Raw genomic sequence first — 25,284 nt, forward strand, 5'->3', positions numbered from 1 at the left:
CTGGCCGCGGGCGGTGGGGCGCGATAGGTTTGCCGCGCCCCGCCACCCCCTGCCTCGCCTGCATGCTCACACTCCTCGCCTACGGCATGGTCGTGGTCTTCATGACCCTGATCATGACCAAGCGGATGGCGCCGCTCACCGCGCTCATCCTCGTCCCGCTCGCCTTCGGGCTGTTGGCGGGATACACCGGGGAGTTGGGGGCGATGATGCTCGACGGCGTCACGAAGCTCGCGCCCACGGGGATCATGCTCACCTTCGCGATCCTCTTCTTCGCGATCATGATCGATGCGGGGCTGTTCGAGCCGTTCGTGCAGCTGATCGTGCGCCGCGTGCACGGCGATCCGATGAAGGTCGTGGTGGGGACCGCGCTTCTGGCCCTGCTCGTCTCGCTCGACGGCGACGGCTCGACGACCTACATGATCACCACCGCGGCGATGCTCCCGCTCTATCGCAAGCTCGGCATCCGTCCGCTCATCCTGGCCTGCGTGACGATGATGGCGGGCGGGGTCATGAACGTCATCCCGTGGGGAGGGCCCACCGCGCGCGCGGCGAGCGCGCTCAGCATCGACTCGTCGGAGATCTTCCGCCCCATGATCCCGGCCATGCTCGTCTGCTCCCTGTGGGTCCTGTATGCGGCGTATCGCCTCGGCGTGCACGAGCGCGTGCGGCTGGCGGCCACTCCCGCGCCCGGACTCCCCGACGCGGTTGCCTTCGACGAGACGCCCGCGGACCCCGACTTCCGCACCGACGACGCCCAGCGCCGTTCGGGGCGATTCACCATCAACGCGGTGCTCACGGTGAGCTTGATGGCGGCGCTCGTCGCCGGCCTCATGCCCCTCCCGATCCTCTTCATGATCGGCTTTGCCGTGGCGATCATGATCAACCATCCCTCGGTGGGTGAGCAGAAGGCCTTCCTGTCACGGCACGCCGGCAACGTGCTGGCCGTCTCGGGGCTGATCTTCGCTGCCGGCATCTTCACCGGGATCCTCGCGGGGACCAAGATGGTCGACGCGATGGCGTCCAGCGTGATCGCCATCGTCCCGCCGTCGTTAGGGCCCTACCTGGCCGTCGTGACCGGGATCCTCAGCATTCCGTTCACCTTCTTCATCTCGAACGACGCCTTCTACTACGGCGTCCTCCCGATCCTCGCCAAGGCAGCCCAGGCGTACGGGATATCAGCCGCCGAGATGGGGCGCGCCTCGGTGATCGGGCAGCCAGTGCACCTGCTGAGCCCCCTGGTGCCGTCGACGTACCTGCTCGTGGGGCTCGCCGGGGTCGAGTTCGGCGATCACCAGCGCTTCACTATCAAGTGGTCGCTCCTCACCTCGCTCCTCATGCTGGCGGTCGGCCTCGTCACGGCGGTGATCCCCCTCGTGGGGCGCGGGTGACCGTCGCCGGTGGCCGCACGCGCCACGCACGCCGCCAGTCGCACGCCTGACGCGGTCGTCGTCACCGCACCCCCTCACCTTCCCTACCACGGGCACCGATGACCACACGCCCCGCCGATTCACTCACCGTCGCTGCGGTCCAGATGGCCCCCGTCTGGCTCGACCGTGAGCGCACGATCGCCAAGGTGGTCGCGCGGTTGCATGACGCGGCGGCCGCTGGCGCGACGCTCGTCACCTTCGGCGAGGCGCTCATCCCCGGCTATCCGTTCTGGATCGAGCGCACGGACGGTGCGCGCTTCGAGTCCCGGGTGCAGAAGGTCTTTCACGCGCACTACCTCGACCAGGCGGTGCAGGTCGAGGCGGGGCACCTGCGCCCGGTCTGCGATGCGGCTGCGGCGTTAGGCACGGCGGTCGTCCTCGGCTGCATCGAGCGCCCCAGTGACCGCGGCGGGCACAGCGTGTACGCGTCGCTCGTGTACATCGACGCGACCGGCAGCATCCGGTCGGTGCATCGCAAGCTCATGCCGACGTACGAGGAGCGGCTGAGCTGGTCCCCCGGCGACGGGCATGGACTGCGCACGCATCCGGTTGGTCCCTTCACTGTCGGAGGGCTCAACTGCTGGGAGAACTGGATGCCGCTCGCCCGGACTGCGCTCTACGCACAGGGCGAGGACCTGCACGTGGCCATCTGGCCCGGCGGGATGCACAACACCCCGGACATCACGCGCTTCATCGCCCGCGAGAGCCGGTCGTACGTGATCTCGGTGTGTGGCGTACTCCGGAGGAGCGACATCCCGGATGGGCTCCCGCAGGTCGACCTGCTGCGCGAGTCGCTGCCCGACGTGATCGCCAACGGCGGCTCGTGCATCGCCGCGCCCGATGGGAGCTGGGTCGCTGCGCCGCTGCCGGAGGAGGAGCGCGTGATCGTGGCGACGCTCGACCACGCGCGCGTGCGCGAAGAACGGCAGAACTTCGACGCCGTGGGGCACTATGGACGGCCGGACGTGCTGCAGTTGGTGGTCAATCGCGAGCGGCAGGGGACGGCCGAGTTCGTCAACGGCGCGATTGGCGTGTTCCGGGATTAGGCGACAACGGCGGCAGGCGCGACACGCGCCGTCGCGGCAGCCACGCGTGCTCCTCGTTCCTTCTGCGGGTCAATGAGGCCGGATGCAAGGGATCAATTGTCTCCGCGGACCGCTAGCGGCCGGGAGCGCCTCGGCGCAAGCTTAGGTCCACATTCAACGGCAGCAGCGACGCGTGTTGGACGAGGGCACAGGGGACGTGACTGTGGCGGAGCGGTACGCGATCGAGCGCGAGCTCGGGCGCGGCGGTTCGGCGACCGTCTACCTTGCCCGTGATGTGCGCGACGATGCGCGGGTGGCGCTCAAGGTTCTCCACGAGGAGTTCTCGGGATCGCGCGCGGCCGACCGTTTCTCGCTCGAGATCCGCCTGCTACGGGAGTTCTCGCACCCCAACATCCTGCCGGTGCTCGATTCCGGGGAGTGGAAGGGTCGCCCGTTCTACGTCATGCGGTATGTGGAGGGGGAGTCGCTGCAGGAGCGGCTCAGGCGGGAGCGACGGCTGCCGTTCGACGAGGTGGTGCGCATCGGTCGTCGTTTGTGCGATGCCTTGGCGTATGCACACGAACGCAAGGTGGTGCATCGGGACGTGAAGCCCGCCAACGTCATGGTGGCTGGCGACGCCGTGTACCTGACGGACTTCGGGATCGCCAAAGCGCTGGAGCCGATCGCGGGGCAGCTGCACAGCACCACCGGCGTCGCGCGCGGAACGCGGGCGTACATGAGTCCCGAGCAGGCGATGGCCGACCGGGATCTGGATCACCGGAGCGACGTCTTCAGCTTGGGGTGCGTGCTGTATGAGATGATTGCCGGGCAGAACCCGTTTCACAGTGCTGACGAAGCACGGATGCTGATGCGGCGAGTGACGGATGCGCCGGATCCGTTGTCGCGGCATTGTGACGGTGTGCCCGCAGGGTTGGAGGCGGCGGTGATGAAGGCGTTGGCGAAGGAGCCGGCAGATCGGTGGCAGGGTGTGGGGGAGATGGGGGGGGCGTTGGGAGCGGAGGCGCCAGCCGTCGCGCATCCGATCGCGATCACAAGTCTTCCATACCACCGGACGAGGCTGATGCTGGCCTTTGTTCTCGTTCTCGCGTTGGGTCTGGCGATCTCCTCCCGTTGGCAAGGGCGGGTCATCGGACGAACTGAGGGTGTCACAGGTTCCGTTGCCGAACATGAATCGGACGAACAACTGTCTCTGGTGGTCGCGCTCGGAGATCGTGCGGAGAATGCGCAAGAGACGCGCGACTCGCTCCTGCATCGTCTCGCCAATGGAGTGGCAATGTCACTCAGAGCTTGGGATGGCGTGGAGGTGCTCGAAGCGTCCCCTTCGTTGCGGACTTCGGAACGATCAGAGACTCCGATCTCTGCCGCGGGTAGCCGTCGCGACGCCGAGGTTTCTTCTTCAATTGCGCCTGAAGCGAACGCCGAGTGGGCGAGAGGTCATTGGCGAGCTGTTCGATCGGACGGGCGACTCGTCCGTCGTGCGGGTGATCGAGCCGATTGGCGACGCAACACCGTCGGAGGTCGTGGGAGTCGCCCGTCGAATCTCTGCTGCAGTACTGCGTCGCCATCCAACGGCAATCGCACCTGACGAGCCGTTGGCGACGTCGAGTCTTGCGGCGCTCCGACGCTATCAGTCCGGCGTGCACCTGTTGCAGCGGGGCGATGCCGATGGCGCGCTCGCGGCATTCGCACGTGCGGCGTCGACCGATACCCTATTCGGACTAGCCGCCCTCTGGGCGGCGCAAGTGAGCATCTGGTCCGACGACGCGTTAGCGCTACCCGAGGCAAGGAGGTGGAGCGACGTCGCCCTGCAGCGCCTGGCGACCCGCCCCGATCTTTCGCGAGAGTCTGTCCACGCCGAGGGACTCGCTCACTTGATCAAGAATCGCTATCCCGAGGCCCTGACTTCCTTCCAGCGGTTACGGCAGATCGATTCGACCCACTTGGCAGCGATTGTTGGGATAGGCGATGCCCTCTCGCGCGACTCCGTGGTGGTGTCCGATCCATCTACCACTTCGGGTTGGCGGTTTCGTACGGACTGGACGCAGGCGATCGATGCGTATCGCGATGCGCTCGCGCATGCGCCCGCGTCAGTTGCGCCAGTGCTGTTTCGCCGGATGATCGCCATAGTACCGGCGGACGCAGGGCGGGGGCGCTTGGGATTTAGCGACGCTGCTCGACGCGATTCGCTCTTCGCGCTACCATCGCTGGGCGGCGGTACCGTTCTGTTCATCCCATACCCTTTCGCTCAGCATCGGCGAGGATCTCGCGGAACGATGCCGTCGACCATCGCGGAGGCCCTGCAGCACCAGCGCGCGACTCGGTTCGACCTCGCAAGAGCGTGGGCGGTTCAAGCGCCGCACTCGCTGGATGCCCGCATGATGTTCGCGACCGCACTGGAGTCGCGCGGCGACATTGGTGGTGCACAGAACGAGAACGGCACCCCCAATGCGCTGACTGAGATTCAGGCGGCGCGCTTGATGGTTAGGGAACCGGCAATGGCAGCGGAACTCGCCGCCACTGAAGTGCGACTTCGTCTCAAGCGACACGAGTTCGCTGTGGTGCGACATCTGGCGGACTCAGTGCTCAGTTCCGCCATCTCACCCACTGCGCGAGAAGCTCGTTGGCTCGTGGGAGTTGCGGCTCTGCGCGGGGACGAGGCTCGGCTCTCGCGCCACCTGCAGGCGTATTGGGGTGATGCGGAGGTCGAGCAGCGCGAATTCGGCGCCGAGTTGGGTGCACCCCTTCGCAAAGCGCTTGCCGCATACTGGAGCGCCCTCGCCATAGGAAGGTGCGACGACAGCGCTGCCAACCTGAGGCGCACTATCGAGCAATATCTAGACGCGCAGGTTGAACCTAGAAGAGTCGCGGCCTTGCGTGCGCTCATCGCTCACCGCGTTGAGTGGCTAAGGCGCGTGTGCGAGCCTCCGAGCGCTTGGTCGACCAATCTCAACGGAGGGGATCACCTCTCGAGGATGTACTCGGCCTATATGAAACGGGACTTTCGGCAAGTGAGAAGTCTGTTTCAGGAGAACCAAGGGACCAGGCGCGGTGCTCGCGCGTCCGACATCTCTTGGGACGCGGTGTTTCAGGAGGCGTGGTTGCTTCTTCGGTCGGACGATGGTGTCTCGGCTGCCATGCATCTTGACAACGCGTTCCGCGCACTGGCACGCGCCCCACGATATGTGACGAGCGAGTTCACCCACGCCGCCGCGCTGGTACGAGCCTGTCGGTTGCGACTAGAAATGCCGCGGTCTATCGGAGGAGAGGACGTCATCCGGACTTGCACGGATCTGACGAGAGCGCTCGCAACCTGAGGTGTAGTCTCGGCTTCCGGCAGGGCGTAACTCTCCTTCCGGTGTGCTCATGTACGGACAGCGGTGGCGAGGAGGCGACTCGACTGCGCGCGCTTTGCTCGTCAGCGGCTAGAAACCTACAGAGAGGGGGGATCATGGAACAGATCGCGAGATCACGATGGAATGTGGGGCCGTTGGCAGTCATCGTGCTCACCGTCACTTGGAGTTGCGGTGGTTCGGTGCCCGAGCAGTCGCGAGCGGACAGTGCTGGCGTCTCGACAACAGCGCGGTTGAGCGGAGCGAAGGTCGCCGTCGAGCCGTCTCTCGCCACCCGATTTTGTCGAGACAGCATTGTGCAGGGCAACGACGCCGCCGAGCCGTGTGTGGGTTCGGTGGGAAGGCACGACATCGCGCGCGAGTCCGAAGCGAAGCAGTTCTGGCAGTTTGCCGGTTTGGCAGGTGTCTTCGAGAACGCAACGGACACAGTGTCGCGGTGTGCTGAACGCACCAAGGCACGATGTGAAGCACTAGGCAGCCAAAGCCAAACCTTGGCGCAGATCACTATCCGGCCGGTGAAGGACGCCATCAAGATCGTGCCAGATCACCTCGAACAGCGGGTGATTGTTGCGCGCCTCGACCTCGCGATGGCAGATGAATTCCCTGTGCCGCGCCTCGAAGAACAGATGTACGGTATCCTCAGCAATGAGGTGTTGCAGGGTGGGCGAGGCGATACCCTCAGGCATGTCCACTTGCTCACAGTTAGGGGGACGAAAGTGCAGGAGGAGTCGAGGTGGGAGGTGTGGCGAATCACCAAGGTTTCGCGGACGAACGGCACCGTGAGCTACCGAAGTGAACGCGGCCCATACGGCAGCAACTTCCATCGCTGTCTCGGGAAGGCCCACACGTTCGACAACATCTCGTACGCTGATTTCCTCGACTGTGAGGGACAGAGGGAGGTCCTCGCGACCTTCCGCGGCAGCCACCGTGATGCGCAGTACGCACAGGCGTATCAGCAAGTGCGAGCTCGGAAGAGTCACCCTTACTACCAACCCGCGTGGCTCACATGTGGTGTTGGTTGTTGCGAGGTCGGATTCTGACCGCTGTCCCATGCCCCACCTCTCCATCCTCCGCCCCACCACCCTCACCCACATGGACCCCGCGGCTGCGTCCGACCTCCTGGCGCAGCCGCGCCCCGCATCGCTGCTCATCTACCTCGCCGCCGCACACCCCGGCGCCTTCCTCCGACGCGATCACCTCGTCTCCCTGTTCTGGCCAGAATCCGGCCAGGAACAGGCCCGCACAAACCTCCGAAAGCTGCTACACGTCATTCGCCGCGCGCTTGGCGACGATAGCATCGAAGCGCGCGGCGATGAAGAGGTCCGGCTCACCCCCGGATGCGTGCGCTGCGACGCGGTAGAATTCGAAGAGGACTACCACGCCAAGCGCTTCGCCAAGGCGCTGGAAATGCTCGGCAAGACCCAACCGACGGACTGGATCGCGGTCACCGGCGCATCCGCACTGGAAGACTGGGCAAGCGCCACCCGCACGAGGATTGCCGACATGGCATCCGCCGCCGCCTGGACCCTGGCGCAACTCTCGGAGTCGGGCGACGATCTCACCGACGCTGGACGATGGGCACGTCGTGCCGCCGACTTCGCCCCCGAGGACGAACGCCGCCTGCGTCGCGTGATGGAGTTGCTCGAGCGCATCGGGGATACGGCCGGCGCGCTCCGCCTGTACGATCGATTCGAGCGTCGACTCGCGCGCGATTTCCAGGCCAGCCCCGCCGCCGATACGCGCGCCCTCATTGCGCGCCTGCGACAGCGATAGCCGTCCGCGGTCGCGTCCCCACCGCGGAACGAGAACGGAACGCTCCTGACACGCTGACGCCCGCCGTTCGCCACGCTCACGCAACGCCTCGCAGCGACTCTTCGCTCGCGGTGCAACGCTGATCGCGCCCGGTGCTGCACCTCCGACACGGCGCGAGACCCATTGCGGAGCAGTGTCATGCAGTGCCACGCGCTGGTGCGTCGTGCTCGTTTCCTCTTGTTCCCCTTTGCGCTCGCCGCCTGCTGCGAGATCACCGGGAGCTGTGAAACGAGCGACTGTACTCCGGAGATCACCCCCCTCACAGCGTCGTTCAACACGTTCGCAGCCAACGGCGCGCCCGTAGCCACCTTCCGGCTCACGCAGGATCACCTGTCGCCGGCCGATGGCTGCAACGGCGAACGAGGGGGGCCCGTGACCCTGGCGGTCACTGGGATCGCTCCGGTCCCTCTGCGCTTCGACTACACGCTGCAGGGCGTGGGTGCTTCGGGGCTCGTGGTCTGGAGCAACGCCGGCAGCGTTCCGCGCCTCGCGCCGGGGCAGACGCTCAACCTCGGGCAGGTCGCCCGCACTCCCGTGCGCGTCGACGTCGGCGCCCGCGCCATCCTCGCCAACATCTTCACCGTCCCGTGAGCTACACGGGTACCGGAGACACCATGCGCTCCCTTCGACACCACGCAGCGATGGCCATAGCGCTCATCAGCTGCCTCACGATGCTGACGGCGTGCTCCGACCCAGGTCCCGGCGGCGACGGAATCACCAATCCGCCGCCGAGCACGCCCAGGGTCACCAGCATCAGCATCGTTCCATCGCAGATCTCGATCCGCACGGGCGAACGGCTGATCGTGACGGCCGAGCTGCGCGACCAGAACGGAAACCTCATGCAGGGACAGTCGCCCGGCTGGACGACGTCCTCGACCACGGTCGCCTCCGTGAACCCGGCTGGCGCCACGGCGACCGTCACCGGAATCGCTCCGGGCGCGGCCACCATTCAGGCGACGCTTGGCGGTGTAGTCGGCTCCGCGCCGCTCACGGTCGCCCCGCCGTTCACGGCCGCGCCGGTCGCCAGCGTGCGAGTGACCCCGTCCGCCCTCTCACTGGCGCCTGGCGCCACTGCAGTGCTCACAGCCGATGCGCTCGATGCGAACGGGAACGTCCTCTCCGATCGTACTCCCTTCTGGTCGTCATCAAACCCGTCGGTCGCCACCGTCTCGAACGGAGTCGTGACCTCCCTGGGAGGGGGGTCGACCACGATCTCGGCGACCATCGAGGGACGCGTCGGGATCGCGGCCGTGTCGGTAACGGCTCCGCAGAGCCAGGTCACGCTCGTCGTGACCAACCAGCTCATCGCCGCAGTAGCGATCCGTGCCCAGGGTCAGGCGATCGGTGTCGTGCCGGCACTCTCCACTCGGCAGGCCACCGTTCCGTCGGCCCCGACGCTCGATGTCACCTTCGAGGTCATCGAACCGCAGCTCGGCGGCCGCGTGCTCGGCGATCGCATGAGCGGTCGCTGGACGCTGACGACGCCCAGCGGGACGGTGAATCTCAACATCGACAACCTGGTGGGAAGCCAGTGGTACTTCGCGCCACTCGTCTCCAATCTCAGCGGCACATCGCTGCTGATGGCCATCAACTTCGGACTGCAGTCGGAGAACCGCTGCAACTGCACCGTTCCGATCGGTGGACAGCGGGTCTTTCTCGGGTACTATAGACTGTACTCCAACTCCTTGGTACATGCGTTCGCGAGTGGCTCCGGGTACACCGGCAGTTACCGCTACTTTTCCGACTTTGGCAACCTGATCCCACGCGGATCGGGGGTTCGCGACTTCACGTACAACGTCTTTCCGTGAGGACGAGATGAGACGCCTACCGGTTGCGCTCCGACGCGCCGCGTGTTCTGCCCTCGTGTTCCTGGCCGTCCCGGGCAATGCCGAAGCACAGGCCACGCAGGCCGCGGCGCACCTCGCCGGCCGGACAGCGTCCATCGCGAGGGATACGCTCACCTACTTCCGCAATCTGGCGCTGGGCTACATGGCCGAGGTCGCCGTGCATCAGCTGGACGAATCGATGGCGACACCAGCCGCTGTGCGGCGGCTCGCGCGATCCACGTCACGCCTGCGTGAGACCGGGGAACTCATCCGGCGCACGCCCGTGGGTGATCCTACGCTACGCAGAGCGTTGCGCGAGCTGGAGATCGCGGTGCAAGACTTCAAGTCGGAAGCGACGCTGACACGCAGCGAGCTCGAGTCGGATGCTCGCGCGCGGGAATGGATTGACCGTGCCGTCGCGGCCAACTTCAGCTTGCCGCCGACCTTCCCGCACACGTTGGAACCGAAGGTCGCCTTCACCGTGGGAGTGGCAACCGGGATCTGCGAGGGATGCGCTACGACCTTCGACCTCGGCACGAGCCTCGTCGGCTCCGCGCTCGGTGCAGTCGTCGGTGCGCTTGGCGCTCCCGATGCGCTCAAGGAGTACTTCGCGCAGAACGTCGCACTTGGTATCGGCCTTCCGACGCGGAGTTCCCGGCGCATCTCGAGCGGGGTCTCGCTCGGGCTTGGGGGGGTCGACGTCAAGCAGGTCTCCTTCTGGCCGGTGCTCGGGATGCAGCAGGCGGACAGTGGCGACGCTGCTCTTCCCCAGGTCGTGAAGACAACCGAGCCGACGCAGGCCACGTGGAGCACTCCATACTTCGGCATCGCCTTCGTGCCGATGAATCGCAAACGGCTCGACGAGCTGCTCGCGCGTCAGACGGCCGTGCCGATCATCACCGTCGGCGTGCGCCTTCCGCAGTACTATCCCGGCGATGCCGGCACCGCCTTGGCCGCGCTGTTCACCAGCAAGCAAGGCAAGTACCTCGGAGCCGGGCATGCGGCACTCGTCATGTCCGTTTCCGTCCCGCTGTTCCGTGCCGACTCAAGTAAGGAGCCCGCCGTCCCGCAGCCCCGCCGACGTGAGTACGCGGGGCTGAGGGGACGCGCGTGGCGCGCGGCTCGCGCCAGGGCCCCGCTCCCCGCCTAACGCACCTTCGCGAACCTGATGTCCCGGCTCCGCTCGTCGATGTTGACCACGAAGCCGTTCACCTTCCCCTTCGTGTCGCGCACGAAGGCGACCGAGCGCATGCTCGGCAGCGTCGCGCCGAAATCCTCGCCCCACCGGCGCATCAGCACCCCCGTGCCATGCCGCCGGTGCCGCACGACGAGCCCCCCGCCGCGCAGCTCGACCAGGTACGTCGCCTGCAACTCGCTGCTGAAGTACTCGCCCACGTAGTCGGCCACGGGTGCCGCCGCCGGTTCGCGGTCGGGCATGCGCGGCGAGACGCGCCCACGGTACAGGAGCCCGGTCACGCGTCCGCTCCCGTCGCGCTGGAACGTCATCGACGCGCCGAAGTTCGGGATCCACAGCTCCTGCTCCGAGCGCGCGACCATCTGGGCGACGCCCTCGCCGCTCGCCTGCACGGTGAGCCCGTTTCCGTCACGCCGCACTTGCGCGTACCAACCGGGGCCCAGCTTGTACGTGCCGGCGTAGGCGTCGAGCGTCGCTGCCGGCAGCTGCACGACGGGAGGTTCGGTGGTCGCGGGGAGGGGCGCCAGCGCCGAGCCAAGCAGGATGTCCGTCACCTGCTGCGCGGCGCGCGTGGGGGTCACCTGCGGGGCGTTGGCCAGCACGACGACGCCAAAACGATGCTGCGGGAAGTGCACCACGTACGTCACGAAGCCGGCCCACGACCCGGTGTGGTTGACGGTCGCTGCCCCACGGTACTCCCCGTGCGACACACCGAACGCGTACGGGATCGTCGATCCGTCGTTGAGCACCCCACGCGTGCGCGTGAGCGCCATCGCCTGCGCCCCGCCCACACGCATCGAGTCGAAGTTGATGACCCACCGCGCCAGGTCCTCGACGGTGCTCATCATCGAGCTGGAGCCGAGCGCGGTGAGGTTGTTGGTCACCGCGTGCCAGCGGCCGTCGGCGCCACGCGTGTAGCCCAGGGCGCGGTCAGGGATGATGACGGTGTGATCGTCGCGAAAGACGGTCCGCGTCATCCCTAACGGCTGAAAGAGGTTGGCGTCGGTCCACGCCCGGAACGACTGCCCCGTCACCCGCTGCACCGTCTCGGCCAGCAGGTTGTACCCGGTGTTGGAGTAGGTGTACTCGCTCCCGGGGACGAAGTTGAGCGATCGCTGGTGATAGGCCATCGTCAGGATCTGCTCGAACGAGATCACGTCGTCGTAGCGCCATCCCGCCAAGCCGAGCGTCCCCGGCCAGTCGCGCACCCCGCTGGTGTGGTGCAGCAAGTGGTTGATCGTGATCGGCGCGCCGATGTTGGCCATCTCGGGGATGTGGCGGCGGATGTCGTCGTCGAGACGCACCTTCCCCTCGCCGATCAGCATCGCGATCGCCATCCCGGCAAACTGCTTGGAGACCGAAGCGACGTCGAAGACGGTCGACGGCGTGATGGGGACGCGATGCTCGAGGTCGGCCATCCCGTACCCCTTGGCGAAGATCATCCGTCCGTCGCGCACGACGGCGACGGCGAGGCCGGGGGCGTCCGTCCTGTTGTAGGGGGCGAAGAGCGAGTCGATGCGCGCGGTGACCGCGGCCGGCGTGGACTGGGCCACCATGGGCGCCGCGGTACAGAAACAGCCGACCGCGACGGCGAGGAACCGGGCGAGAAACCGGGGGAGGGGCCGGGCGAGAATGCGGGGCATGTGGGACGGCACTCCGGGGCGAGGGATGGCGACGTCTCGGTCGACCGACGACCGCCCGCGAAATGTCCCCCGGAAAGCAATCGCGCAAGGCACCCCTGGCGCAGGGACACCAGCGTCAGGAGCGCGGCGACTGATGCCGCGTCCCTGCCGCTGGTGCCCTGCGCCGCTACCGCACGTAGACCTGCGCCCGCTCGTCGAACTCCGCGTCGCCGGCCTGGCTCCCCACGAGGACCTGCACCCTGATCCGGTCCTCGGCGATCATCTGCACCAGCATCAGCCCGTACTGCATCTGCGTCGACTCGGTGTACATCAGTCGATACGCCACCTTGCCGTCGGCCACGCTCAGGTCGCGCGGGCGCGGGGCATCGTCACGGATCCCCCAGATTCCCGGCGGGGCGATCGTGCCGCCGATGGCGATGCGCACCTTGGTCGGATCGTAGTAGTCGTAGACGTAGGCCAGCGACTTGGGCCAGCCCGCCGGCCCGCTCGCTTCCGTGCTGTTCGGGACCGACTCGTGGAACCAGTCCCCCACCAATCGGCCCGGGATGCCGAAGTCGATGCGCGCATCGGGGTCGGCCGCCGGGTGGCGGCGCAGCTTGGCATAGAGCTGCGAGCGGATCGGCTCCACGAAGTACTTCCACGGCGTCACCGCGTGCAGCGACGTCGTCGGGTAGCGCTTGGGGTTCACGAAGCCCGTGAGCGTCACGCGGGTGTCGATGGCCCCCAGGTCGATCGCGCCGCCGGGGTTGGTCCGCCCGAGGACTTCACCGGCGCGCACGATCATGCCTAACGTGAGCCCGGGGCGGGGGATCACGTGGTCCACGTAGTAGGAGAATTCTTTCGTCACCCGGAACTGGATCTTCCAGTCGGTTCCGACCGGCTGCATCATGAATTCGATCGCGCCGGTGGCGGGCGCATACACCGTGCGCACGAGGCTATCGCGAATGATCGGACGCCGGTCGAAGTCGATCGCGTAGAAGTAGGCGTGATCGGTGGGGAGTGTGTGCCCCGGCGGATTGAGGTTGCCCAGCGGGGTGATGAGGGCGAACGAGTCGATCGGGAGCGGGCTCACCGAGAACTCGGCCACCCCGCCCGGCGGCGGGGCGACGCCGTTGGTGGGACCGGAGGTGGCGTTCCCCCCCTCGCCGCCGCAGGCGGCCGCCAGGAGCGACGCGAGGAGCGACACGAGGAGTGACGCCAAGGGCACGAATGCAACGCGACTGGTAGGCATATGGGACAGTCTCGGCACCCCCGGCCCGCGAGATGAGGGCAGCGGAAGCGCGCTGCCGGGCGTAGCTTCTGCGACCCGAACGGCCCCGGAGTGAGCCCGCCATGCCCAGCGCACGCCCCCCTCGACCACCCGCGCGAGCCGTCGGCTGCATCTGGCGCGTGCTGCGCCTCGCGGCGTGCGCCACCGCCGTCACCGCGTCGACCGTCGCGGCCCAGCCGAGAGCGCGACTCGCCACGCGCGTGTCGAGGGTGGTCGACACCTTGCATGGCGTGGCGGTCGAGGACCGCTTCCGCTGGTTGGAGTCGCAGACGTCGCCGGACGTGCTGGCCTGGATCGCGGCGCAGAACCGACTGGCCCTCGAGACGTTGGGGACCGACACCCCGGCACGGCGGGCGCTCAGCGCCCGCTTGCGCGCCCTGCTCGACGTTCCGACATCGAGCGCGCCGCGCCGCGGCGGTGACTGGGAGTACTTCACGCTGCGCCGCACCGGCGAGGAAGTCGCCTCGGTCTATCGTCGGCACTGGGTCCCGAACGCCGGGATCGTAGCCCCCGACAGCCAGTACGAACGCCTCATCAACCCGCTCGACCTGCGCCGCGACGGCACCACGAGCGTGGCGATCGAGGCCGTTTCACCTGACGGCTCATTGCTGATGTACTCGGTGCGCGACGGGGGGCCGGACGAGATCACGGTGAAGATCCGCGACCTGCGCACGGGGAAGGACCTCGCCGATTCGCTCCCGCCGGCGCTGTACGCGTCGCTCGCCTTCGCACCGCACGGGCGCGGCTTCTACTACGTGCATCGCTCGCGTCTCGAAGGGCCGCGCTTTCGCTACCATCAGCTGGGGCTCTCGGCGGGGAGCGACAGCCTGCTCTACGGCGAGTTCCTCCCGCCCACCCACTTCCTCGCCGTGTCGACGGCGCTCAAGGGGCGCTATCGCATCTATACCATTTCGCATGGGTGGGCGCGCAACGAGGTACATGTCCAGGACACGCAGACGGGGAACCTCGTCGACCTCACGGCAGGTGTCGACGCGCACTTCACGCCGCAGGTGGTCGATGATGAACTGTGGTTGCGCACCGACCTCGACGCGCCGCGCGGGCGCGTTGTCGCAGTCGACTTCAGGAACCCGCGTCGCGAGGCGTGGCGCATCGTTCTCCCCGAGTCGGAGGATGTGCTCGACGCCTTCACGCTGATCGACGGCAAGCTGTACGTCACCTACCTGCGCAATGCGGCGCATCGCATCGCCGTCTTTACGCGCGACGGGCAGCCAGCGGGAGAGGTCGCCGTTCCTCCGCACGCGACCGTCTCGATTCGCGGCGCTGAGCCGGGGAGTGCGCTCCTCACGATTGCATCGTTCACGCAACCGGGGGTCACCTACAAGCTCGACCTCGCGACTGGTGCACGCACCGTGTGGGAGCGCGCCAGGGTCGCCTTTGATACGAGCGCCTTCGAGGTCGCGCAGCACTGGTATCGCTCCAAGGACGGGACGCGCGCGCCACTCTGGGTGGTGCAGAAGCGCGGGCACGCGCGCAGCCGCAACACGCCGGCGCTCCTCCATGGCTACGGCGGCTTTGCGGTGAACCTTGGCCCGCGCTTCGATGCGCGCGCGGCGTTGTGGGTGGAACGTGGCGGGATCTACGTGCAGGCGACGCTGCGCGGTGGCAACGAGTTCGGCGAGGCGTGGCACAGGGGGGGGATGCTCGCCAACAAGCAGAACGTCTTCGACGACTTCACGTCGGCGGCGCAGTTCCTGGTCGACAGCGGCTTCACCGCGCCTGAGCGGCTGGCCATTCGCGGCGTCAGCAACGGGGGGCTGCTGATGGGAGCGGCCATCACGCAGCGCCCCGACCTCTTCCGGGCCGCCTTCGTCGGTGTGCCGGATCTGGACCTCGTGCGGTTTCCCACGTTTGTCACGCACAACAACGCGCCGGCGCTATTGGAGTACGGCGATGCACGCCAGCCCGCGGAGTTCGAGGCGATCCGCACGATGTCGCCATACCAGAACGTGAAGGACGGCGTGCGCTATCCGGCGGTGATGGTGCAGACGGGGATCAACGACACGCGCGTCCCGCCGTGGCAGGCGCGTCGCTTCACCGCGCGGCTTCAGCAAGCCTCGACCTCCGGACTCCCTGTCATCCTGCTGCACGACCTGCGATCCGGGCATGCCGGTGGTCGCTCGATGAGCGGGACGGTGGAGCTGGCCACTCGGGAGATGGAGTTCCTGCTACGACATGTCGGAGCGCTCGGCCGGGGGCGGTGACCAACGCTCCCCCGCGCCCAGCACGCCCGCTACACGGTGCCTAACGTCACATTCCTTCCATTCGTCACCATGCCCTCGCGTCGCTTCTCCGTCCTTGCCCAGGCGCTCCTTGCCGGCGTCCTGCTCGCTGCGCCGCTCCCCGCACAGGATCTGGGTACGCTCCCCTGGCGCCACATCGGCCCGTCGTCGTTCGGGGGGCGCATCGACGACATCGAGGCGATTCCCGGTCGGCCGTCGACGATCTTCGTGGGGACGGCCGGAGGCGGGGTGTTCCGCACCACCAACAACGGGACGACGTGGGCCCCGGTCTTCGATCGCGATGGACGCAGCACGTCGATCGGTGACATTGCCATCGCGCCGAGCGATCCCGGGATCGTGTGGGTGGGGACAGGGGAGCCCAACAATCGCCAGAGTTCCACGTGGGGAGACGGGATCTACCGGTCGCTCGACGGTGGCGAGACGTGGACGCACATGGGGCTCAAGGAGACGCACCACATCGGGCGCGTGGTGATCCACCCGCGGAACCCCAACACGGTCTTTGTCGCGGCGCTGGGGCACCTGTGGGGACCTAACGACGATCGTGGGGTCTACCGCACCACCGACGGCGGGACCACGTGGAAGAAGGTTCTCGCCGGCAACAACGTCACCGGCGCCGTCGATGTCGCGCTCGACCCCGACGGGCGCACCGTGTACGCCGCGATGTACCAGCGCCAGCGCCGCGGCTTCGGCTTTGTGGGAGGCGGCCCAGGGAGCGGCTTGTTCCGCTCGCGCGATGGCGGCGACACGTGGGAACCGCTCACCAACGGCCTGCCTGTCGGCGTGAAGGGCCGCATCGGCATCGCCATCGCACCCAGCCAGCCGAACACCGTCTACGCGATCGTCGAGGCCAAGGCCGGCGGCGTCTTCCGTTCGGACGACAAGGGGAGCACGTGGACGCGGCAGTCGTCGCTCAATCCGCGGCCGATGTACTACTCGCAGGTGCGCGTCGATCCCCAGCATCCCGATCGTGTCTGGGTCCTGGGGACCTACGTGCACAAGTCGATCGATGGCGGGAAGACCTTCACGACCGACAGCACCGGCGACCGCATCCATGTGGACCACCATGCGCTGTGGCTCAACCCGAACGACGGGAACCACATGATGCTGGGGAACGACGGGGGGCTCTACTTCACGTACGACGGCGCGAAGAACTGGGACTTCATCGACAACCTCCCCATCGGGCAGTTCTACGACATCGACGTCGACGATCGCGATCCCTACTACGTGTACGGCGGGACGCAGGACAATGGGACGTGGGGGCTCCCCGTCCGCACGTACAACGGCGTCGGGATCACCAACGCCGACGTCATCAACATCGCCTATGGCGACGGCTTCTTCACCGTCACCGACCCGGCCGACCCGCGCTACATCTACGCCAACTCGCAAGGCGGGCGCGCGTACCGCGTGCACCTGGCGACACGTGAAGAGCGTGGCATTCGTCCCGTGCCGGCCGACGCCAAGGATACCATCCGCTTCAACTGGAGCACGCCGATGGTGCGCTCCCCGCACGATCCGCGGACCATCTACTATGGTGGCAACAAGCTCTTTCGCACGCGTGATGGCGGGGAGTCGTGGGATGTGGTGAGCCCAGACCTCACGCGCAACCAGGAGTGGAAGTCGATCCCGATCATGGGGATCGTGCGCGACTCGACGACCCCGTCGCGTGACGATGGGGTGAGCGACTACGGGACCATCACCAGCGTCTCGGAGTCGCCGCGGTCGCAGGGGGTGCTCCTCGTAGGCACCGACGACGGCCAGGTGCAACTGTCGACCGATGGCGGTGCGGCGTGGACCAACATCACCGCGCGCTTCAGGCTCCCGGCGCCGCGTTGGGTGAGCAAGGTGCTCTGGTCGCAGCACGAGGCGCGCACGGCGTACGTCGCCTTCGACGGGCACTACGACGACGACCTGGCGCCGATGCTCTATCGCACGACCGACGGCGGCACCACCTGGAGCGCGGTCGCGGGCGACCTTCCCGTCGGCCACTCGGTCAAGACGCTCGCCGAGCATCCGTCCAACCGCGACGTGCTGTTCGCGGGGACCGAGTTCGGGTTGTACGTGACCTTCGATGGCGGGAAGCGCTGGGCGTACGTGGGCGGTGCGCTGCCGCGCGTGCGCATCGACGACATCGCCATTCACCCGAAGCACCGGGACCTGGTGCTGGGCACGCACGGTCGCAGCATCATCGTCCTCGACGACATCAGCCTGTTCGACAAGGGGGCGCCAGTCGTTGCATCTGGCGAGGCGGCGCTCTATCCCATCCGTCCCGTGATGCAGCGCTTCGTGACGCGCGTCCTCCCCACGCCGGGGGCGCGGAACTTCCAGGCGCCCAATCCGCCCCCTGGGGCCCTCATCACCTACGCGTTAGGCGTTCCCGCCTCTGCGAGCGACACGGTGGCGACGCTCAAGGTCGCCGACGCCGCGGGCAAGGTCGTGCGCACGCTCAAGGTCCCGGCGGCCGCGGGGATCCACCGTGCCGCATGGGACCTGCACAACGATCGCGCCCCCGGGGTGACCGACGCCGACGAAGGGTGGTTCGGCCTCCCCAGCGGAGCGTGGGTGCCGCCGGGACGCTACACCGTCACGCTCGCCGCGCGTGGGCGCGAGGTCTCGCAGCCGGTCGACGTGAGCGGTGATTCGCGCGTTGAGATCGCCGCCGGTGCGCTTGAGGCGCGGCATGCCGCGTCGGTGCGGCTGGCGGCGCTGCAGAAGTCGTTCAACGACGGGGTGGAACTGCACAAGCAGATGACGGCCGAGCGCGAGCGGTTGGAGAAGGCGCTCGCGACGACGCCGGCGCGACGCGACTCGCTGGCCGCGCTCATGGGTCAGGTTCGGCAGCAGCTCGACTCGTTAGGGCGCCGCTTCGGCGCCGGCTTCGGGGGCCCCAAGTTCGGCTTCCTCGACCTGGATGGTTCAATGCAGGCCTCGTCGACCCGGCCGACCGTGGCGCAGGAGCGCACCATCGAGCAGCTCGACGCCCAGCTCAAGGTCGACCTCGCGACGCTCAACGCGCTGCTGGCGGGGCGGTTTGCGGAGCTGCAACGGAAGGCGGAGGGGGCCGGGGTGGTGCTGAAGGCGGTCGTGGTCCCGTAGTGAAGGTCGCGGCGGCGCAGCCTGGCAGGGTCCGACGGAAGCGAGCTCGGCGATCCATACAGGAAACGACAGGCAGAGGCGTGCGACGGGGGGATTTTGCGCCGCTGGCGCGCTAACGCGATACAGCTGTTGCTTGACACTCGTAGGCTGGGGCCCGATATCTGGGGCGCGATCGTGCCGAGCGTTAGCGGTGTCGGTGCGGCTCGGGGCGCATTTCCTGCGCGCCCCGGGTGCGCCGTTGCGTCCGACGATCTGCGGCTCCCCCCTCCCCCCTCCCCAGATTCAAGATGTCGATGCTTGCCTACCCCTCGCCTGCTGCTGACGCAAGCGCGGTTCGTGCCACCATGGTGCGGCGACTTGTGCTCGTGTTCATTGGACTGGCCTGCGCCCTGGGCCTCGCGCCTCGCGCGGCCGAAGCCCAGCTCAAGAAGCGATTGATGCAAACGGCGCTCTGCGGCGGATTGGCGTACGGTGGATGGAAGCTGGGCGAGAAGGTCGCGCAGTACGAGATCAAGCGGCAGGGGCTGACGGGGACGCAGGCATCACAGATGACAAAGGCGCTGCAGGTGGGTGCGGCGCTGATCCTGTGCCAGGGTGGGGCCGCGCTCGCCGGCAGCGCCTACGACAAGCTGTCGAAGCGCGACCTGGAGGCACGAAAGAAGGAGATGGACGCGGCGGTGGCCGAGGCGGAGCCGACGACGCGGACGTATGTCATGCCCGAGAGCCAGCGATCGGGCACGCTGACCACGACGGCGCCGACGCAGGAAGGGGAAAAGGAGTGTCGGATCGTCGTCGACCAGCTGGCCGACGTGAGCGCTGGCGAGCAGTCGGTGACCAAGTTCTGCCGGAAGCCCGGCGGCACATACGAGCCCGAACTGTGATCGCTCCACTCCCGCCCCGCCCGCATACGCAGCAATGCTGACGCTGATCGTCGCGCCTGTCCTGAGCGTGGCGCTGGGTGCGCTCTCCCTCCCGAACGCCCTCCTCTTCGAGGCGGTGCGCGACCAGGCTGGTCACTCGGTGCTGTTCATCCGCGATTGCGGTCGGGGGAACATTCCGCGGGACGTCGGCCGGTTCGGCGTCTCCAACTGCGAATCGTATCAGAAGCGGTTCGCCAGTCCGGGGTGGTATCCGGCCCGAGAAGGGAAGGACTCGGTCTGGTACGACGGCGACTCCCTGCATTTCGCCGGTGCCCTGCGGGGGGCGCGCTTCGAGGAGGTGTGGCTCTTCTCGGGTGGGGGAAATCTCAACCAGGGGATCGAGATCGGGCGCCTCCTGCGGCGAGCCCGCATGACGGTGCGAGTGCCTAACGTGGCGCGGGTGCGAACGGCGATGCAGTGGCCGTCGCCGTCCGGCGAGGTCGCCTGTGTGAGCGCGTGCACCGTGGCGTTCATGGGGGGACTCTTTAGGTACCTCGACCCCGACGCGACCTACGAGGTGCACTCCGCGTCCATCGCGGCGACAGCGCTCGACCCCCAGCTCATCGCCCAGATGGCCAGTGGCAAGTTGCGCGACCTGGTCGAGCAACAGTGCCTCTCGGCCCGCTTCATGGCCGCGCGGCTCTTCACGCACTTCCAGAATACGCTCCTGCTGACCACCGCGAATCCGCAGCGAAGCGAGAACCTGCAGGACTTCATGCGCTTCGCCCGGGCGGGAGGGCGCGAGGTCCCCTACGCGGAATCGGACGAGCTCCGCGACCTCACACGCATTCGCGATGAGGGCCTTGCCGCCATGCAGGACATCTACATGCGCATCGAACGGCAATGCATGAACGCTGCCATCGCCTCCCTGCGTGAACGGATCGGCGACACGGAACCGCGGGCTCGCCCCGCGCTCCGGATGCTGGAGGTGATGTACGAAGTGAGCATCAAGGACACGGCGTCGCTGACCCGGGAGACCATGCTGCGCATGGGATACCTGACGCAGGAAATCGACCCCGGCGTTCGCCCTTGAGCCATGCCTGCTGCCATGATTGTCCGGGGTCGCTGGTGGTTTGGCGCGGTATGCCTGGGAGCCGCCCTCGCCGGTCGCGTTTCGGCGCAGAGTCGAGAAACCCTCGAGACGAAGGTCACGGTGGAGGGCGACCGCGTCATCCTTGAGTGGAGCGCCAAGCACCCGTGGGATCCCGCCCTGCAGACGAGCGGCGTGTCCCTGCTGGCGGAGTATCGAACGGCGCGGGGCGACGTCGCGCTGGACTGCCTGTCCAACACCGGCCCGGCGAGCTACGCGTCGCGCGGGTGCAACGGCGTGATGGGGACACGACACCGAGGTCCGCGTGAACGCTCACTCGCGTTCACCCTCCCGGCGTCGCTCACGGCCGGGCCCCAAGGGGCGGCCTGCCTGCTCTTTCGCATGCCCGACCAGCGCCTGCTCCCAATACGACGCGTCGACCGCGATCGCCCGGAGACGGCGCGATTCCGGTATCCCGAGTGGGAAGCGGTCGCGCGACGTGAGGGGGAGACGTCGTCGCTGCGACGTCGCGTGGACGAGGCGCGCGCAGCGCTTGCCGCCAAGCAGGGCGAGATCACGGCTCTCGAGCAACGCAATGCCGCCAAGCGATGGTCCTCGGCCGCGGCGTGCGAGGCCATTCCGGCGCCCGACCTGGATCCGGGAGAAGCGGCGGCGGCCCGTCCGACGGTCGAAAGCGGGGAGCGGGAGATCGTCGCCCGGCAGGTTTGTGTCATGCGGGCGCGCAATGCGGCGGACGAACTCGCCGGGAAGCCATTGCTGCAGCGCCTCGGGTTCAACGTGCTGCAACCGCCATCGATCCTGGATTCCGTCCTCGCACTCCTCCCGCGTGCACCGGGCGTAGCGCCGTCCGCGCTCTCCGCCGACCGTCAGCAGCAACTGGCGACGTATCGACGAGACTACGCGCAACTCGCCCCCAACGTGCCGACCTACCGCAAGCAGATCCGCGATGCGGGCTATGCCGAACCGCACTTCGGGAGCTTCGGCGATTTCCTCTTCCTGCAGACCATCACCACCCAGGCTGGCGCGGCGGTGGCGTCGCGCGCGAAGTCTGGGGAAGCGCAGTCCCGCGAGTTCGTGCTCGGCTGGGTAGGCGGCAACCTCGAGGCGTACTCGCGGTGCGTGGACGATGGCCAAACGCAACTCGCGACGTCGGCGAACGCGGCGTCGGAACTCGCCGCCCGCCGCCCGGCATTGCAGGAGTCGGCACGTCGGGCCTTGGTGAAGGCGTGCAACGACGACGTGGGGCGGTTGGAGGCGCTCCGGGCCCAGCTCGGTCCGCTCGAGTTGCAGGTCGGAGCCGCAGAACGCGCACTCGCCGAGCTGCGTCCGCCGACTGGGCTGCCGCAGCGGGCGCGCGAGGTCAACCACGAGGCGTGCGTCCCGTGACCGGCCTGGCGTAACGGGTCGTGCGCGACCGGCCACGCGTCATGGGCCTCGCTCTGCACGCCCCGCGTGGCCCGGGGCGCCGCCTAACGACCTTAGCGTTTGCGCTGCAGCCGCATTTCGATCACCTGGTATGGCGGGGCCCCGTCTCGCAGAAAGTGGCCCACCTCGTGCCAGGTATCGTTGCCAAACGCAATGACGTAGCGAACGCGCCCGCCGGGCACGGCGAAGCCCCACTCCAGGGTATCGGCGCGCACCGCGAGATCCGCTTCGATCTCGTTGCCCTCGCGGTAGGCGCGCATGCGCAGCTTCCCCGCCTGCGCATCGGCCCAGATGATGCCCGCCGCCTCGAACACGACGGAGTCGCGCGCGGAGGGTTCGGTCGTGCGACCCGTGCCGCGAATCAAGAGCACGGTTCCACTGGCGCCCAGCACCACATCCTCGTGCTGGCGCACCAACAGCGCTGCGCCGGGCCCGGTGACGATTCGCGCATCGCCGGCCCACTGTCCCGCCAGCGGGGCGACAGGCGTCATCAACGCTCGCAGGCGAGCGACGCGTTGCGCCGCCCCGGGGTCCTGCGCCCGCACCACGGGGGAGGCGGCGAAGAGGGCGGCGACGGTCGCCAAGGCGAGCGTGGATGTGCGCGAACGGACGCGATCCGGCAGGTGACGGTGGAGCGGCACGGCGGAGACTCCAGGGTGAACGGGACTGCGGGAATCTCGGCGGACGTGACGGGGGCGCGCTTGAACTTTCGCGCCGTTGTCCGCCGCGCGAAGAGGACGTCGCGCTCCGTCGATGCCCGTCACCGACAGCGCCGACCGCCGGGGGCTCAAGGGGAGCTCACGGGGCGACGTTGTCGTGCGCCGTCAACGAGAGCTGTCGCGCCGCGTCAGTCGGACGCAACCCGGCGAGGGCGACGAACTCGCGCGTGAGGTGGGCGTGATCGGCGAAGCCGCGCTCGGCGGCGATTCGCGACCAGTGGGCCGCGTCGTTGGACAGGCGGAGCGCGAGTGCCTCGCGTAGTCGCCGGACACGAGCATACTCCGAGAGCGTGAGTCCGGTCGCCTCGGGAAAGAGACGTTGCAGCTGGCGAATGCTCGACCCGGCGGCCCGGGCCACCTGCGTGACCGTCGCCTCGCCGCGTGCGGACGCCACCGCGTGGATGGCACGACGAACCCGCGGATCGGGGGAGACGAACGCGTCCCGCTCACCGTGCATCCACCGATCGAGGGCGGCCATCGCCTCGTCGCTGGTCCCATTGGCCGGAATGGCGGCGACAGCGCTCGCGAATCGCGCGGCGAGCGTCGGTGGTGGCGGCCCCTGATGGTCGCGCAGCGCGCGCGGGGACAGCGCGAGTACGAGCGGCGTTGCGTCGGGCCACAACCGCATCCCCACGAGGCGCATGCCGGCGACAACGCCTGGTTGGAACGACGTCGCGCGCGGCCCCACGACGGTGAGCATTGGCGCGATTCGGGGGAGCGAGACGATCGCGACCGAGGTGCAGCCATCGGGCCACACGGCGAACGGAGCGTCAGCCGGAGGGCTCGCGTCGGCCGCAAAGTGCCAGAACGAGAGCACCCACTCGGCGAGCGCGGGCGAGGGGGCGGTCTCGGCGTAGCGATATGGGGGGGCGATGGCCACATGGTCAAAATGCGCCGGCCCGCCCGCTCGCGCGACGTGCTATGGCGCGCCGCGCTCGTCCTGTAGCTTGGTGCGACTCCCTCAACCGGGCCCCGCATGGTACGCGCCTCCGCCATCGTCGTCGCATTCTGGTCTTCCGTCGCCGCGTCGGCCGGCGCCTCGACGGTCGCCTTCTCCCAGGCCCCCGCTCGCGCGCGTGCCGCGCCCCCGTACGTCCCCCGGCACCACCTGGGAGCGTCGCGCCCCCGCCGCCGCCGGCCTCGACTCCGCTGCCCTCGCCGCCGCCATCGCCTTCGCCATCGCGAACGACGCCAAGGCCCCGCGCGACATGGAGGAGTCGCACTATCGCTCCTTCGGCCGCAACGAACCGCTGGCCCAGGGGATCGGCCCCTTCAAGCCCCGCGGCGAGCCGAGCGGCGTCATCGTGCGCGGCGGTTACCTCGTGGCCCAGTGGGGCGAGCCCGATCGCGTCGACATGACGCATTCGGTCACCAAGTCGTTCCTCTCCGCCACCGTGGGGCTGGCCTTTGACCGCGGGCTCATCCCCTCGGTACGCGACACGGTCTGGAAGTCGCAGGCGCCCGTCTACCGGTTGCGGCTGACGGCCTCCTCTGAGCCGGGCTCGGAACTCGGCCACCCGATGTTCCTGGATCCGTGGAACACGCCGCACAACAAGACGATCATCTGGGACGACCTCCTGCGGCAGACGAGTGACTGGGAGGGGACGCTGTGGGGGAAGCCGGAGTGGGCCGATCGCCCGGCGCAGAACAGCGCCGAGTGGAAATCGCGACCGCGCAAGGCGCCGGGGACGGCGTACGAGTACAACGACGTGCGCGTCAACGTCCTCGCCCTCGCCGCCACCAACATCTGGCGTCGCCCGCTCCCCGAGGTGCTGCGCGACCACGTGATGGACCCCATCGGCGCCTCGCGCACCTGGCGGTGGAACGGCTACGACAATGCCTGGATCACCCTCGACGGTCGCCCCGTGCAGGTCGTGTCGGGGGGCGGGCACTGGGGCGGCGGAATGTTCATCAACGCCTGGGACATGGCGCGCTTCGGCCTGCTCACCCAGCGGCGCGGGATGTGGGGCGACAAGCGCATCCTCTCCGAAGAGTGGGTCAAGCTCTCGCTCACCCCCACGGTACCGCAGCCCACCTACGGCTACATGAACTGGTTCCTCAACACCGACCGCAAGTGGATGCCTAACGCCCCGGCGTCGGCGTTCGGGCACGTGGGCAACGGGACCAACCTGGTGTACGTCGACCCCGAGCATGACCTGGTGGTCGTGGTGCGCTGGATCGAGAACGGGGCGATCAACGAGTTCCTGGGAAAGGTGCTGGCGGCGGTGGTGAAGTAGGGAAACGCG

The 25,284-nt window shown here is 68.0% G+C and carries 19 protein-coding genes; 15 read left to right on the plus strand and 4 right to left on the minus strand.

The window, feature by feature from the left end; translation table 11 throughout:
• Window positions 1-62 precede the first annotated feature (62 nt).
• From IPN47_19990 to IPN47_20030, 9 genes are all read left to right on the plus strand, one after another.
• A complete protein-coding gene (locus IPN47_19990) occupies window positions 63-1,388 on the plus strand; it encodes a CitMHS family transporter (GenBank protein ID MBK9410281.1) in 1,326 nt (441 codons plus the stop codon).
• A 98-nt stretch (window positions 1,389-1,486) separates the two neighbouring features.
• Entirely contained in the window at window positions 1,487-2,473 is a 987-nt protein-coding gene (locus tag IPN47_19995) for a carbon-nitrogen hydrolase family protein (protein ID MBK9410282.1), read from the plus strand.
• Between the two features lie 172 nt (window positions 2,474-2,645).
• Window positions 2,646-4,058 carry a serine/threonine protein kinase gene (locus IPN47_20000; protein MBK9410283.1) on the plus strand — a complete coding sequence of 471 codons (1,413 nt, stop codon included), beginning with the start codon at window positions 2,646-2,648 and terminating at the stop codon, window positions 4,056-4,058.
• 7 nt (window positions 4,059-4,065) lie between these two features.
• Window positions 4,066-5,787, plus strand: a complete 1,722-nt coding sequence (locus tag IPN47_20005; GenBank protein ID MBK9410284.1) for a hypothetical protein — start codon at window positions 4,066-4,068, stop codon at window positions 5,785-5,787.
• A 134-nt stretch (window positions 5,788-5,921) separates the two neighbouring features.
• Complete coding sequence (locus tag IPN47_20010) at window positions 5,922-6,863, plus strand: hypothetical protein (protein ID MBK9410285.1); 942 nt, start codon at window positions 5,922-5,924, stop codon at window positions 6,861-6,863.
• Window positions 6,864-6,873: 10 nt separating this feature from the next.
• Window positions 6,874-7,596 (plus strand): hypothetical protein, encoded by a 723-nt coding sequence (locus IPN47_20015; protein MBK9410286.1) that lies wholly within the window; start codon window positions 6,874-6,876, stop codon window positions 7,594-7,596.
• 195 nt (window positions 7,597-7,791) lie between these two features.
• Window positions 7,792-8,226, plus strand: coding sequence for a hypothetical protein (locus IPN47_20020; protein ID MBK9410287.1), 435 nt, complete (start codon window positions 7,792-7,794; stop codon window positions 8,224-8,226).
• A 50-nt stretch (window positions 8,227-8,276) separates the two neighbouring features.
• A complete protein-coding gene (locus tag IPN47_20025) occupies window positions 8,277-9,443 on the plus strand; it encodes an Ig-like domain-containing protein (GenBank protein ID MBK9410288.1) in 1,167 nt (388 codons plus the stop codon).
• Window positions 9,444-9,498: 55 nt separating this feature from the next.
• Window positions 9,499-10,611, plus strand: a complete 1,113-nt coding sequence (locus tag IPN47_20030) for a hypothetical protein (protein ID MBK9410289.1) — start codon at window positions 9,499-9,501, stop codon at window positions 10,609-10,611.
• Here IPN47_20030 and IPN47_20035 read toward each other — a convergent pair.
• Together IPN47_20035 and IPN47_20040 are read right to left on the minus strand one after the other, a co-directional pair.
• Window positions 10,608-12,299 (minus strand): serine hydrolase, encoded by a 1,692-nt coding sequence (locus IPN47_20035; GenBank protein ID MBK9410290.1) that lies wholly within the window; start codon window positions 12,297-12,299, stop codon window positions 10,608-10,610. The two genes, IPN47_20030 and IPN47_20035, sit on opposite strands and share 4 nt — an antisense overlap.
• A 166-nt stretch (window positions 12,300-12,465) precedes the next feature.
• A complete protein-coding gene (locus IPN47_20040; protein MBK9410291.1) occupies window positions 12,466-13,500 on the minus strand; it encodes a hypothetical protein in 1,035 nt (344 codons plus the stop codon).
• A gap of 188 nt (window positions 13,501-13,688) precedes the next feature.
• On the opposite strand from IPN47_20040, the gene IPN47_20045 reads away from it, so the two are divergent.
• The 5 genes from IPN47_20045 to IPN47_20065 all read left to right on the plus strand — a co-directional run bounded on the left by IPN47_20045 (window position 13,689) and on the right by IPN47_20065 (window position 22,280).
• The gene (locus IPN47_20045; GenBank protein MBK9410292.1) at window positions 13,689-15,791 is read left to right on the plus strand and encodes a S9 family peptidase; all 2,103 of its coding nucleotides are present in this window, start codon (window positions 13,689-13,691) and stop codon (window positions 15,789-15,791) included.
• Between the two features lie 69 nt (window positions 15,792-15,860).
• The gene (locus tag IPN47_20050) at window positions 15,861-18,923 is read left to right on the plus strand and encodes a hypothetical protein (protein MBK9410293.1); all 3,063 of its coding nucleotides are present in this window, start codon (window positions 15,861-15,863) and stop codon (window positions 18,921-18,923) included.
• 344 nt (window positions 18,924-19,267) lie between these two features.
• Window positions 19,268-19,804, plus strand: coding sequence for a hypothetical protein (locus IPN47_20055; GenBank protein MBK9410294.1), 537 nt, complete (start codon window positions 19,268-19,270; stop codon window positions 19,802-19,804).
• A 34-nt stretch (window positions 19,805-19,838) separates the two neighbouring features.
• Window positions 19,839-20,876, plus strand: a complete 1,038-nt coding sequence (locus tag IPN47_20060) for a hypothetical protein (GenBank protein MBK9410295.1) — start codon at window positions 19,839-19,841, stop codon at window positions 20,874-20,876.
• Window positions 20,877-20,879: 3 nt separating this feature from the next.
• Window positions 20,880-22,280 carry a hypothetical protein gene (locus tag IPN47_20065; GenBank protein ID MBK9410296.1) on the plus strand — a complete coding sequence of 467 codons (1,401 nt, stop codon included), beginning with the start codon at window positions 20,880-20,882 and terminating at the stop codon, window positions 22,278-22,280.
• A gap of 92 nt (window positions 22,281-22,372) precedes the next feature.
• Here IPN47_20065 and IPN47_20070 read toward each other — a convergent pair whose 3' ends face one another.
• Together IPN47_20070 and IPN47_20075 are read right to left on the minus strand one after the other, a co-directional pair.
• A complete protein-coding gene (locus IPN47_20070; GenBank protein ID MBK9410297.1) occupies window positions 22,373-22,810 on the minus strand; it encodes a hypothetical protein in 438 nt (145 codons plus the stop codon).
• A gap of 307 nt (window positions 22,811-23,117) precedes the next feature.
• Window positions 23,118-23,918 (minus strand): helix-turn-helix transcriptional regulator, encoded by an 801-nt coding sequence (locus tag IPN47_20075; protein MBK9410298.1) that lies wholly within the window; start codon window positions 23,916-23,918, stop codon window positions 23,118-23,120.
• Here IPN47_20075 and IPN47_20080 point away from each other — a divergent pair.
• Window positions 23,911-25,275: a serine hydrolase gene (locus tag IPN47_20080; GenBank protein ID MBK9410299.1), complete on the plus strand. Its 1,365-nt coding sequence runs from the start codon at window positions 23,911-23,913 to the stop codon at window positions 25,273-25,275. The two genes, IPN47_20075 and IPN47_20080, sit on opposite strands and share 8 nt — an antisense overlap.
• Window positions 25,276-25,284: the final 9 nt, after the last annotated feature.

The sequence above is a fragment of the Gemmatimonadota bacterium genome, from assembly GCA_016719105.1.
Taxonomy (GTDB): Bacteria; Gemmatimonadota; Gemmatimonadetes; order Gemmatimonadales; family Gemmatimonadaceae; genus SCN-70-22.